At 62.3% G+C, this 12,758-nt stretch carries 10 protein-coding genes; 9 read left to right on the top strand and 1 reads right to left on the bottom strand.

The genetic code is table 11. The features are described from left to right. Nucleotides 1-100 precede the first annotated feature (100 nt). From AC3WQN_RS15610 to AC3WQN_RS15595, 4 genes are read left to right on the top strand one after another with little or no spacing between them, the layout of a single operon-like run. The gene (locus tag AC3WQN_RS15610) at nucleotides 101-1,432 is read left to right on the top strand and encodes an MFS transporter (RefSeq protein ID WP_103399786.1); all 1,332 of its coding nucleotides are present in this window, start codon (nucleotides 101-103) and stop codon (nucleotides 1,430-1,432) included. Continuing rightward, the gene (locus AC3WQN_RS15605) at nucleotides 1,429-2,085 is read left to right on the top strand and encodes a DsbA family oxidoreductase (RefSeq protein WP_103399785.1); all 657 of its coding nucleotides are present in this window, start codon (nucleotides 1,429-1,431) and stop codon (nucleotides 2,083-2,085) included. Before AC3WQN_RS15610 ends, AC3WQN_RS15605 begins: the two co-directional genes overlap by 4 nt. Beyond that, a complete protein-coding gene (locus tag AC3WQN_RS15600; protein ID WP_095077539.1) occupies nucleotides 2,082-2,408 on the top strand; it encodes a Rieske (2Fe-2S) protein in 327 nt (108 codons plus the stop codon). Before AC3WQN_RS15605 ends, AC3WQN_RS15600 begins: the two co-directional genes overlap by 4 nt. Beyond that, nucleotides 2,405-3,415, top strand: a complete 1,011-nt coding sequence (locus AC3WQN_RS15595; RefSeq protein ID WP_095146489.1) for a YeiH family protein — start codon at nucleotides 2,405-2,407, stop codon at nucleotides 3,413-3,415. Before AC3WQN_RS15600 ends, AC3WQN_RS15595 begins: the two co-directional genes overlap by 4 nt. Nucleotides 3,416-3,585: 170 nt before the next feature. Here the strand turns inward: AC3WQN_RS15595 and AC3WQN_RS15590 are convergent, their stop codons facing one another. Further along, nucleotides 3,586-4,608: an AraC family transcriptional regulator gene (locus AC3WQN_RS15590; RefSeq protein WP_103399784.1), complete on the bottom strand. Its 1,023-nt coding sequence runs from the start codon at nucleotides 4,606-4,608 to the stop codon at nucleotides 3,586-3,588. 351 nt (nucleotides 4,609-4,959) lie between these two features. Between AC3WQN_RS15590 and AC3WQN_RS15585 the strand changes: the two genes are divergently transcribed. The 5 genes from AC3WQN_RS15585 to AC3WQN_RS15565 all read left to right on the top strand — a co-directional run bounded on the left by AC3WQN_RS15585 (nucleotide 4,960) and on the right by AC3WQN_RS15565 (nucleotide 12,746). Further along, complete coding sequence (locus AC3WQN_RS15585; RefSeq protein ID WP_103399783.1) at nucleotides 4,960-5,526, top strand: RBBP9/YdeN family alpha/beta hydrolase; 567 nt, start codon at nucleotides 4,960-4,962, stop codon at nucleotides 5,524-5,526. Between the two features lie 130 nt (nucleotides 5,527-5,656). Continuing rightward, the gene (locus AC3WQN_RS15580; RefSeq protein ID WP_103399782.1) at nucleotides 5,657-7,669 is read left to right on the top strand and encodes a DUF1302 domain-containing protein; all 2,013 of its coding nucleotides are present in this window, start codon (nucleotides 5,657-5,659) and stop codon (nucleotides 7,667-7,669) included. Between the two features lie 40 nt (nucleotides 7,670-7,709). Next, complete coding sequence (locus AC3WQN_RS15575) at nucleotides 7,710-9,068, top strand: DUF1329 domain-containing protein (RefSeq protein ID WP_103399781.1); 1,359 nt, start codon at nucleotides 7,710-7,712, stop codon at nucleotides 9,066-9,068. A 122-nt stretch (nucleotides 9,069-9,190) separates the two neighbouring features. Further along, nucleotides 9,191-10,252: a WD40/YVTN/BNR-like repeat-containing protein gene (locus AC3WQN_RS15570; RefSeq protein ID WP_103399780.1), complete on the top strand. Its 1,062-nt coding sequence runs from the start codon at nucleotides 9,191-9,193 to the stop codon at nucleotides 10,250-10,252. 31 nt (nucleotides 10,253-10,283) lie between these two features. Next, entirely contained in the window at nucleotides 10,284-12,746 is a 2,463-nt protein-coding gene (locus AC3WQN_RS15565) for an efflux RND transporter permease subunit (RefSeq protein ID WP_103399779.1), read from the top strand. The last annotated feature ends 12 nt before the right edge of the window (nucleotides 12,747-12,758 follow it).

Raw genomic sequence — 12,758 nt, 5'->3', positions numbered from 1 at the left:
GAACTGCGGGGCAAGCGACAGGCATCGCTTGCCCCGTAATGATGTAACAAGGTCCACATGCCCTATAAAAACAAATACAAGTTACGCCTGAGGAGGCAGCATGGCCTTTCACCCAATTGCAGCAGGTGACGAGGATCCGGATACCGTCACGGTTGAGCGTCCTTATGCCTGGATCGTCTTTGCCCTGACCTTCGGCCTGTTGATTTCAGACTACATGTCGCGGCAAGTGCTTAACGCCGTGTTCCCCATGCTCAAGAGCGAGTGGGCGTTGAGCGACGGTCAACTCGGCCTGCTCAGCGGCATCGTCGCCTTGATGGTCGGTCTGCTGACGTTCCCCCTGTCCTTGCTCGCAGATCGTTTCGGCCGGGTTAAAAGCCTGGCGCTGATGGCCATGCTCTGGAGCCTGGCGACCCTTGGCTGCGCGCTGGCCGAGAACTATCAGCAAATGTTCCTTGCCCGCTTCATGGTGGGTGTCGGCGAAGCGGCCTATGGCAGCGTGGGTATCGCCGTGGTTATTTCCGTGTTTCCCAAGCATATGCGAGCTACGCTGGCCAGCGCCTTCATGGCGGGTGGCATGTTCGGCGCGGTGTTGGGCATGGCCCTGGGCGGCGTGATCGCGGCCAAGCTGGGCTGGCGTTGGTCGTTCGCCGGCATGGCCCTGTTCGGCTTGCTGCTGGCGTTGCTGTATCCGGTCATCGTCAAGGAGGCGCGCATCGCCCCACGACGTGCCATGGCGGCGGCGAACAAGGCTGCGGCGGCGGTCAAGCGCCCGCTGCGTACGCTGTATTGCAGTCGCTCGGTGGTCAGTGCCTACATCGGCAGCGGCCTGCAGTTGTTCGTCGGTGCCACCGTGGTGGTGTGGATGCCGAGCTACCTGAACCGTTACTACGACATGGGGACTGACAAGGCCGGTGCCCTGGCGGCGCTTATCGTACTGTGCAGCGGCGCGGGGATGATTCTGTGCGGCATTCTCAGCGACCGCCTCAGCCAGCAATCGCCGGAACGCAAGGTGACCCTGGCCATCGCCTATTGCCTGGGCAGTTGCCTGCTGTTGTCGATCGCCTTTGCCTTGCCACCAGGACCTGCGCAATTGGTGCTGATTTGCCTGGGCATGCTGATTGCCACGGGGATCACCGGCCCTGCGGGAGCCATGGTTGCCAACCTGACCCATTACTCGGTGCATGGCACCGCCTTTGCCACGCTGACTCTGGTCAACAACATGCTCGGGCTTGCCCCGGGCCCGTTCGTGACCGGCAAGGTATCGGACCTGATCGGCCTGCATGCAGCCTTCCAGTTGGTACCGCTGATCAGCATCGCGGCAGCGGCGGTGTTCTTTTATGCCAGGTGCCATTATCACAACGACATTGCTCGCCTGAAGGGTGAGCGCGGCAATACGCCGGTCGCAGATGTAGCGTTAGAGGTGAGATCGTGAGTCATCGTTTGCACGTCGAAGTGTTCTTCGACTTTATTTGCCCCTGGTGCCTGATCGGCAAGCGCCAGCTGGAGGTTGCATTGGACCGGTTGCGTAGCGAGCGGCCGGATGTCGAGGTTGACCTGGCATGGCAGGGTGTTCAGTTGCTGCCCCATCTGCCGCCCCAGGGCGAACCCTTTGCCGAGTTCTACTTGCAGCGCCTGGGCAGTGTCGAGGCCGTGCGCATGCGTCAGGCTCAGGTGCAGCAGGCAGCGGCTGCGGTCGGCGTCAGCATCGACCTGCGCGGTATCGAGCGGATGCCCAACACCGCCGACGCCCATCGCTTGATGGAGCAGGCGGCAGCACTGGGCAGTGCTGCCCAGCGCGATGCCCTGCTGGAGCGTCTGTTCAGCGCCTACTTTGTGCGCGGTGAAGACCTGGGGTGTGCCGATACACTGCTGGCCATTGCCGAGGAGTGCGGTTTCGACCGTGCCGCCCTGACCGGCTGCCTGAGCGGTGATGCCAGCCCGTACCTGGGCAGCGACACAAGGCCGGTCAAGAGCGTGCCGTATTTCCAGTTCGACCGTCGCCTGGCGATCAGCGGGGCGCAACCTGCCGAGGCGCTGTTCGGTGCGATGTGTGAAGCGCTGCAGCAAGAGCGGCAACCTTCATGAGCCAGCGTGTACCCGTGCCTGCCGGCAAGCTCCCGCAGGCCGGAGGACGGTCGCTGTTCGAGTTCGCCGACAAGAGCCTGGCGCTGTTCAACGTCGACGGCAGGCTCTATGCCATCGATGACAGTTGTCCGCATCAGGGCGCCTCGCTGTGTGGCGGGCGCCTGGAAGGACGAGTGATTCAGTGTTGTGCCCATGGCCTGCGTTTCGACCTGGCCAGCGGTTACCTGCTCAATTCCGACAAGCTCAAGGTTGCCAACTACCCGGTCGAGGTCGTCGACGACCAGGCCTATATCGTGATCGTTCCTGAGGAGTCCGCGCCATGAGCGCCATCGCTCTGACCAGCATCCATAGCCGCGCGCGCGAACTGGCGCCGGGTTTTATCGTCAGCCTGACCGTGGCCGCGGCGGCGACCTTTTTGTCCGAGCACTACGGTGCGCCGGTCATGTTGTTCGCCCTGCTGCTGGGCATGGCCTTGAACTTTCTCGCCGGTGAGAGCAAATGCAAGGCCGGCATCGAGTTCACGGCGCGCACCGTGCTGCGTATCGGCGTGGCGCTGCTGGGGATGCGCATCACCCTCGAGCAGATCGCCGCCCTCGGCTGGAAGCCGGTGGCCCTGGTGGTGATCCTGGTGGTGGTGACCATCGGCGTCTCGGTGCTGGCGGCCAAGGCCATGGGCTTTCAGCGCCTGTTCGGCATGCTCACCGGTGGCGCGACGGCGATCTGTGGTGCTTCGGCGGCGTTGGCGCTGGCCGCGGCGCTGCCCAACCACCCGCAGAAAGAGCGTGCGACCCTGTTCACCGTGATTGGCGTCTCGGCGCTGTCCACCCTGGCCATGATCGTTTACCCGATGATTGCCAACTGGTTTGGTTTGTCACCGCAAGTGGCGGGAGTGTTTCTCGGCGCGACGATCCATGACGTGGCCCAGGTGGTCGGTGCCGGTTACAGCATGTCGACCGAGACCGGCGACACGGCCACGGTGGTCAAGCTGATGCGGGTCGCGATGCTGCTGCCGGTGATTCTGTGCGCCGCCATGATCACCCGCATGCAGGGCGCCGACACTACCGGCAAGCGGCCGCCGTTGCTGCCGTGGTTCGCCGTCGGATTCCTGTTGCTGGCCTGTCTCAACAGTACCGGCTGGGTGGCGCCGGTGGTGCAGGGCGGGGTCAATGAATTGTCGCGCTGGTGCCTGGTGATTTCCATCAGTGCCCTGGGCATGAAGACCCAGCTCAAGGAGCTGGCGGCGGTCGGCATCAAGCCCATCTTGCTGATGGTTGGGGAGACCGTGTTCCTCGTCGCCCTGGTGCTGTTGTTGCTGCATTGGGGGCTGTAAGCCCGGTCTTTCCACGCAGGTACTGCACGAGCAGCGCTGCGCTACGTTGCCTCCATGGCGTAGCGCGGCACTCGACCGGGCCACTGGCATCGGTTTTTTTGCGGCGGCTGTGACGACAGCCGACCGCTTTTTTTTCTGTTGGATTCCTGCCGACCGAGGAGGGGGCCTGTTCAGTCAGGCATTCTGGACGGGGCATTCTTGTGTGTGCTGCGCCAGGAGGCAGGCGGCATGCCGAACTGCGCGATGAACCAGCGGGTGAACGAACTCGCCATGGAGTAACCGAGCATGTCGGCGATACGCCCCAGCGAGTAAGTCGGGTTCTCCAGGTAGCGCAGGACCAAGTCGCGGCGCACGTCGTTGATCACGTCGTTGAACGTGCAATTGTCCTCTTTCAAGCGTCGCTGCAGGGTGCGCACGTTCATGCCCTGGGTCTGGGCTATCTGCTCGATGGTGGCATGCCCCATCGGTAGCAGCAGGTAGATGGCCTTGCGGATTTCAAACAGGGTCGACGGCCCCTGGTCGCCTTGCAACGAATCGAGATAACGCTGGGCGTGACGCGCCATTGCCGGGTCGGCATGGGGGTTGGTCATGTCCAGGTTGGCATTGGGGCAGACAATGCCATTGAACTCGCTGCCGAACTCCAGCTTGCAGCCGAACAGGCGTCGATGCAGTTGCAGGTTGTCGGGCGCCTGGTGCGTGAAGTTGACGCTGTAGGGTTGCCAACTGGAACCGAGCAGGGCGGCGCAGAGCCGGAACATCACGCCGATCGCCAGCTCATTGGCCTGGCGGCAGGGCATCGGTATCTCGGTCACCACTTCCTCGCGGATGATCACCATCTTGCCGGCTTCTTCGATGAAGATGGCCAGCGAATCGTTGAGCAGATGACGGTAGTGCACCACCACCTGCAGCGCATCGCGCAGGGTTCGCTGGTGAGTCAGCAGCAGGCTGACGACGCCGAAGTCGGAGAGCTGGCGCGATTCGGCCATGCTCAGGCCAAAACTCTGGCAGCCGCTGGCAGTGGCCGAGTCCTCCAGCAACCGCACGGCCGCATCGATCGCAATGCGGTGTTCGGGCACTTGCAGCCGATTTTTGTTCAAGCCGACGGAGGCCAACAAATCGTGTGGGTTGAACCCCAGGTAGTGGGCCACCTCCAGATAGTTGGTCAGGACGGCGGCACGAACGAGCTTGGTCATTCAGTGGTATTTCCTAGTGTTGTTTTTATGGAAATAAGCCGCTCGACTATAAGCCAGCGCGTCATGAAATGAAAAATACTTTGATGTGAGTCACCCGTTACATCCGTGTACTAGACACCTCGAGGCCCCGTCCGTGGCCGCCTCCACGATAAATGGCATGGCGTCACTTTCCATTCCCGGCAGTGGCTGCTGAACTGCTTGAACGCATGAGCGGTATGGCACCTGTCATCAAAAGAAAAGTGACTGACGTCAAATGAAAAGCGCACCGGATGGGGGGTCTTTAAGGTCAGTACTACAAAAAAGTTCTGGCCAACGAGCCAGTCGAGTCTTCGAGAAGCCGAGGGTGTTCAAGTGGACAAACTGCAAACTGCCACAACCGTTCTGATCGTGCCTGGTCTGCGTGAGCACGTGGCCGAGCATTGGCAAACACTGCTGGAGGCCCGCCTGGGCAAGGTACGCAGCGTACCGCCACTTGAAACCGACAAACTCGACTGCGCGGCCCGGGTCCGGGCGATCCAGCAGCAGCTGGAACAGATCGACGGTCCGGTGATCCTGGTCGCCCACAGCGCCGGCGTTTTGATGGTGGCGCACTGGGCTGCGAAACATGACCGTCCGATCAAGGGCGCTCTGCTGGCCGCGCCACCGGACCTCGATGCCGCCTGGCCACAAGGCTATCCCACCTCGGACAGCCTGCGCGCCAATGGCTGGGCCCCCCTGCCCAAAGGCCCGCTGCCATTCCGCAGCCTGGTGGCCGCCAGCACCAACGATCACCTTGCCAGCCTGGATGCCGTCACTCGCATGGCCCAGGGCTGGGAGTCCGAACTGCGCAATCTTGGCCAGGTCGGCCATCTCAACCCCGCTTCGGGCTTTGGCCATTGGCCAGAGGCTGAAGCCCTCATCCTGGAGCTGGATCGCTAGTTCAGGAACCGGTTTGACCACACGCCAACCGGTAATTGCCCTCACTCCTGAATATCGCAGGTGCCTTGATCAAGGGATTGCGCGAGGGCTGCTGCGCTTAAAACAAATACAAAAAGGCGGAGACAACACAATGCATAACAATAAGAGTCACGGCTTCACACCCACGTGTCACACATTACTGGCCTCGGCCATTCTGGCTGCCGCCATGCCAGGTGCCTATGCCGTCGAATTGGATACCGGTAACCCGGACCTTGCCGTGCGCCTGGACAACACCGTCAAGTACAACTACGGCGTGCGTACCGAAAGCGCGGACAAGCGCATGCTGGCGACACCGAACAACAACGATGGCGATTACAACTTCCGCAAGTCCGGCACCAACATCACCAACCGTGTCGACCTGCTGACCGAGATGGACGTGGTCTATCAAGACCACATGGGCTTTCGCGTCAGTGCTGCCAGCTGGTACGACAAGGCCTACGAGAACACCGGTTCCAATTCCAACCCGTTCGTCAACGGTAATGACGCACGGTCCGGCCTGATCGCCAACGACCCGCGCCTGGCCGGCGTCACCGGGGACAATGTCGGCAACGGCAGCCCGCACCTGAGCAACTATGCCCAGCGTTATTACACCGGGCCCTCGGGCGAAATCCTCGATGCCTTCGTGTTCTACAGCACCGAAGTGGGCGAAGAGTCGTTGTTCAGCGTCAAGGCCGGCCAGCACAACGTGTTCTGGGGCGAGACCTTGCTCAACCCTGTGCACTCGGTCAGCTTCGGCCAGTCCGGCCTGGACCTGGCCAAGCTGGCGGCGTCCCCTGGTACCGAGGCCAAGGAGCTGTTCGTTCCGCGCAATCAGGTTTCGACGTCGTTTACCGTCAACCAGGAGTTGACCGTCGGTGCCCAGTACTTCCTGGATTGGGACGCCGCCCGCCTGCCTGAGGCCGGTACTTACTACGGCGGTTCCGACCTGGTGGGGTCTGGCGCGCAGTCGTTCCTGCTCGGCAACACCAACGGTGTGGTACCCGGCAGCCCATTGGGTTGCGGCCTGGCGCCTTGCAACGCACTGACCAACGTCCGCCGTGGCCATGACCTGGAACCGGACAAGCGGGGCGATTGGGGCGTGATGGCCAAGTGGTCGCCGCAATGGCTCGATGGCACCCTCGGCGTCTACTACCGCAAGACCTCGGACATCCTGCCTCAGGCCTGGTTGAACGCCACGGGGCTGAGCTCGGCCAACGCCAACGGCACACGCCCAGCGGGCCAGGTGCCGGCGGTGGTCAATACCCTGAACTCGTTGAGCTCGGCCACCTATCAAATGGCCTATGGCGGTGACATCGACATCTTCGGTCTGAGCCTGTCCAAGGATGTTGGCGGCATCAGTGTCGGCAGTGACTTGAACATCCGCCACAACATGCCGCTGGCCAGTATCCCGGCCATCCTCAGCTCCACCAGCCCGCTGGGGCTGGGTAATGGCCTTGGCCTGTTGCCGCCGCGTACCGACGCCACTGGCATCGTCTATGACGCCCCCCACCATGGGGACAGCATGAGCGCTACCGGTGAAACGCTGCACTGGACCCTCAATGGCCTGATGACCATTCCCAAGACGCCACTGTTCGATTCGGCCGTCCTGCTCTCCGAACTCTACTACAGCAACCTGCTCAAGCTCGATGGCAAGAACGAGGCGCTCTACAAGGGCAAGGGCAGTTACCGCGGCATCGATGCCCCGACCCGTGACAACTGGGGTCTCGCGGTCAACTTCACGCCGACCTGGTACCAGGTATTCCCGGGTGTGGATATGACCATGCCGCTGTCCGTCAACGTCGGCCTCGATGGTGTTTCGCCGGTTTCGGGCGGTGGTGCTGAAGACACCGGCAACTATGCGGTTGGCGTCGGTGCCGCCGTTTACAACAAGTACTTTGTCGACCTCAAGTACGTGGACTCCTTTGGCCAGACTGACAAGTGCGATGTCAGCGGCCTGAGCACCGGCGCGGCCAACGCCGGGAGTGGCGATGGCTCGACGCCGAACGCCTTCAGTGGCAACGAGAACTATGCCTGTTACGCCGGTGGCTACTCGGCCTTCTCGGGCGGCGGCGCGACCACGGAAGACCGTGGCGCGCTGTACCTGACGCTGAAAACCACCTTCTGATTCACCCATTGCTTAGTCATGTAAGCAGGAGAACAATAAAATGAAATTCGTGAAAACGCTGCTGGCCACTTCCCTGGCCATGATGCTTGTCGCTCAGGCACAGGCTGCCGTATCGGAACAGGAGGCGGCCAAACTGGGTACCAGCCTGACTCTGCTGGGCGCGGAAAAAGCCGGTAACGGCGACGGCTCGATTCCTGCCTACAGCGGCGGCCTGACCACCGCCCCGGCAAGCTTCAAGGCGGGCGACAGCATGCGCCCGGACCCCTACGCCAGTGAAAAGCCGCTGCTGGTGATCGATGGCAAGAACGTCGACCAGTACAAGGGCATGCTCACGGCCACGTCGGTTGAGCTGGCCAAGCGCTTTCCCACTTACCGCATCGATGTCTACCCGACCCACCGCTCCGTGGCATTGCCCCAGGCCATCCTCGACAACAGCCGGAAAAATGCCGGCGGCGCCAAGTCCCTCGAGGGCGGGTTGGCCATCGACAACGTGCTGCCGGGCGTGCCGTTCCCGATCCCGCAATCGGGCAGCGAAGCGATGTGGAACTTCCTGCTGCGTTATCAGGGCGTCAACATCAACTCCAAGTACGACTCCTGGAACGTCGACTCGGCCGGTGTGGCGAGCCTGGCCACCACCGGGCAGGCGTTCATCACCTACCCGATCTACGAGAACCTGGCGCAGCCGATCAGCAGCTCCGATGTGTACTACCAGATGAAGCTGTACTACACCGGCCCTGCACGCCGTGCCGGTGAGGCGCTGATGCTCAAGGACGCGGCCAACCCGCTCGAGCAGCCGCGCCGCGCCTGGCAATACCTGCCTGGCCAGCGCCGGGTCAAGCTGGCGCCGAACCTGGCCTACGACACGCCTAACCCGGGTACTGCCGGTGCCGGGACCTTCGACGATGTCTTCGTGTTCAACGGTGCGCTGGACCGCTACGACTGGAAGCTGGTGGGCAAGCAGGAAATGATCGTGCCCTACAACACCTACAAGCTGACCTATGCCCAGGATCCCAAGTCGCTGACCACCCCGAACCACCTTGCACCTGACTTCGTGCGCTGGGAGAAACACCGCGTCTGGGTGGTGGAGGGCAACCTCAAGGCTGGCGCACGCCACATCTACCAGAAGCGTCGCTTCTACCTGGATGAAGACAGCTGGGCCGCTGTGGCTTCGGACCAATACGACGCACGTGGCCAACTCTATCGCGGTTCGTTTGCCTTCCTCAGCCAGAGCTATGACAAGCAGGTACCGGACACCACGCCTTTCATGATCTACGACCTGGTGGGTGGTTCCTACAACATCAACGGAGTGGTGGGCCCTTACGGTGGTATCCGCTACATCGACTCGCTGTCCAAGGCGCAATGGTCGCCTGAGTCCCTGGCGGGTGCCGGCATTCGCTAATGCTGTGACAGGCGCCCTGCGGTCCACTGACGGTGGAGTGGCCGCATGCCGTGGGCGCCTGACTCCAACGCCGGGTTGCACCCTGGGGTGCTCCCGGCGCGGCTTTTTCAAGAGGACGCAGTATGGGTTCGTACAAGAAGTGCGTATTGCTGGCACTGATGTTGTGGCAAGGAATCGCTCAAGCCGCCAGCTTCGTCGACGTGCTGGACCAACCGGCCCGGCTCAGTGCCCTGGCCGTGAGCAGCCCCCTGCTCGCCGCGGCCCGTGCGGGTGAGCGCCTGGTTGTCGTAGGGCAGCGTGGTCACATTCTTTATTCCGATGATTCAGGTCACCAGTGGCAGCAGGTGAACGTGCCGGTCAGTGCCGACCTCAATGCCGTGTCTTTCCCGACGGCGGAGCAAGGCTGGGCCGTTGGCAGCGATGGCGTGGTGCTGCACAGCAGCGATGCGGGCCTGACCTGGAACAAACAACTGGACGGCCGTGAGATCGGCGCGTTGCTGGTCAAGCACTACGGTGCCCTGGCCCAGGCTGAGCCGGCCAACGAGCAATGGGCGCTGCGTGTCGAAGAGGGCCAGCGGCTGATTGAAGAGGGCGCCGACAAGCCGCTCCTCGATGTCTGGTTTGCCAATGACCAGCTCGGTTATGTGGTGGGCGTGTTCAACCTCATCCTGCGCACTGAAGACGGTGGCAAGCACTGGACCCCCTTCCAGGACCGTATCGACAACCCGCAGGGCTTTCACCTCAATGCCATCGCTTCTACGGGCGACGCGCTGTACATCGCCGGCGAACAGGGCCTGCTGCTCAAGTGGGATGACGCGCAGCAGCGTTTCCTGGCCGTGCACTCGCCTTATCAAGGCAGCTTTTTCGGGGTCGTGGGCAAGCCGGGTGAAGTCCTGGCCTACGGCCTGCGCGGGCATGTGTTTCGCAGCATCGATGGCGGCGCCAACTGGAGCCCGCTGAGTACCGGCCTGCAGGTCAACATTACCGCCGCCACCCTGGACGCCAATGGGCGCTACGAGCTGTTCACCCAGGCCGGCCACCGGCTGGTCAGCCTGAAAGATGGCAGTGGCCTGCAATTGCAGGCGCAACAAAACCAGTCACCCGTCGCGGGCGCCACCCTGGCCGCCGATGGCGCGCTGGTGCTGGTTGGCAGCCGTGGTGCGCGTGCGCTGGGCCAAGAATAAGAACTGAACCCATTAGAGTGAGTACCCAGACATGGGCAATATAAAGCAAGACACCATGCCGGTGATTTGCGACTTGCATGACTTCGACCGAAGCTCCGGCAACCGGCTGGAACGTTGGGTGTTCAACCATCGCCCGCTGTTCATGCTGCTCATGGCACTGATCACTCTGGTGCTGGGCTACATGATGGCAACCCGCCTGGAGTTGCGCCCCAGCTTCGAGAAAATGATTCCGCAGAGCCAGCCGTACATCCAGAACTTCCTGGAAAACCGCAAGTCCTTGCGCGGCCTGGGCAGCTCGGTACGGGTGGTGATCGAAAACACCGAGGGCGATATTTTCGACCCTGAGTACCTGAGCCTGCTCAAGCAGGTCAATGACGAGTTGTTCCTGACCGAAGGCGTCGATCGTGCCTGGATGAAGTCACTCTGGAGCCCGTCGGTGCGCTGGACCGAAGTCACCGAGGAAGGCTTCCAGGGCGGCCCGGTGATGCCCGACACCTATCAGGGCTCGACCAAGGATATCGAACAGCTGCGCCAGAACATCAACCGCGCCGGCATCGTCGGTAGCCTGGTGGCCAGCGATTTCAAATCGACCATGCTGATCGTGCCGCTGCTGGACACGGCGACGGCCACGGGCCATGGCATCGATTACCATGCCTTCGCCCAGCAACTGGAACAGCAGTTGCGCGACCAGATCGAATTCGGCGGCGACAGCAAGGCGCGCAAGGCCGGGGAGGAGGGCGAGGGCAAGTACAAGGTGCGGGTGATCGGTTTCGCCAAGTTGATGGGCGACCTGATCGACGGTCTGATCCAGGTGATGATGTTCTTCGGCCTGGCCGTGGTCACCTCGTTCGTCATCATCTACCTCTATACCCGTTGCATTCGCAGCACCTTGCTGGTGATCTTCTGCTCGCTGACGGCGGTGGTCTGGCAGTTGGGCATCGTCGCCTGGCTGGGTTATGCCCTCGATCCGTACTCGATCCTGGTGCCTTTCCTGATCTTTGCCATCGGCGTGTCCCACGCGGCGCAGAAGATGAACGGCATCATGCAGGACATCGCCCGCGGCACCCACAAGCTGATCGCGGCGCGCTACACCTTCCGCCGTCTGTTCATTGCCGGTGTCACCGCGCTGCTGGCCGACGCCGTCGGTTTCGCCGTGCTGATGCTGATCGACATCCCGGTGATCCAGGACCTGGCCATTACCGCCAGCATCGGCGTGGCGGTACTGATCTTCACCTCGCTGTTGCTGATGCCGGTGGCGCTGTCCTATATCGGCGTCGGCACCAAGGCGGCCGAGCGTGCCTTGAAGATCGATTCCCGGGCCGACAATCACCGCGGTTTCGGCAAGCTGTGGGACCTGCTCGACCGGTTCACCACGCGCAAGTGGGCCACCGGCATTGTCATCGGCGCCCTGGTGCTGGGCATCGCAGGCTTTGTGGTCAGCCTGCAACTGAAAATCGGCGACCTCGACAGTGGCGCCCCGGAGTTGCGCGCGGACTCGCGCTACAACCGCGACAACGCCTACATCACCAGCCACTACGCGCTGTCCAGCGACCTGTTCGCGGTGATGATCAAGACCCCGGCCGAAGGCTGCCTGAACTACCAGACCCTGATCCTCGCCGACCGCCTGGCCTGGGAGCTGCAGCAGTACCCGGGCGTGCAGGCGACCTCATCGCTGGTCAACGCGGTGCGCCAGATCACCGCGGGCTCGTTCGAAGGTAACCCCAAGCTCAACAACATCCAGCGCAACCAGGACGTCCTGAACTACGCCGCGCAACAGGCCTCGGTCAATGCGCCGGAACTGTTCAATAACGATTGCTCGGTGATGCCGGTGATTGCCTACCTCAAGGACCACAAGGCCGAGACCCTGGACGCGGTGGTGGCGATCGCCGACCGCTTCGCCAGGGCCAACAGCACCGACGATCGTCAGTTCCTGCTGGCCGCCGGTACCGCGGGCATTGAAGCGGCAACCAACATCGTGGTGCGCGAAGCCAACCGCACCATGCTGATCTATGTCTACCTGGCAGTGATTGTGTTCTGCCTGATCACCTTCCGCAGCTGGCGCGCTGTGCTGGTGGCCCTGTTGCCGCTGGTGCTGACCTCGATTCTCTGCGAAGCCTTGATGGTGGTCATGGGCATCGGCGTGAAAGTCGCGACCCTGCCGGTGATTGCCCTGGGGGTGGGCATCGGCGTGGACTACGCGCTGTACCTGCTCAGTGTGCAACTGGCTTACCAGCGCAGCGGCATGCCATTGGCCGAGGCCTATCGCAACGCGGTGTCCTTCACGGGCCGGGTGGTCGGCCTGGTCGGCATCACCCTGGCCGCCGGTGTGGTGTGCTGGGCCTGGTCGCCGATCAAGTTCCAGGCCGACATGGGCATCCTGCTGACCTTCATGTTCCTCTGGAACATGCTCGGAGCCTTGATCCTGATTCCGGCGTTGTCCTACTTCCTGCTGCGCGATACCGGCATGCCGGCCCGCGTCGCCAAGCCTGCGTAAATCTTTTTATCC

It is taken from the genome of Pseudomonas sp. FW300-N1A1 (assembly GCF_058789115.1).
Note: the sequence above shows the minus strand (reverse complement) of the source record. Positions and strands in the feature narration are given on the sequence as shown.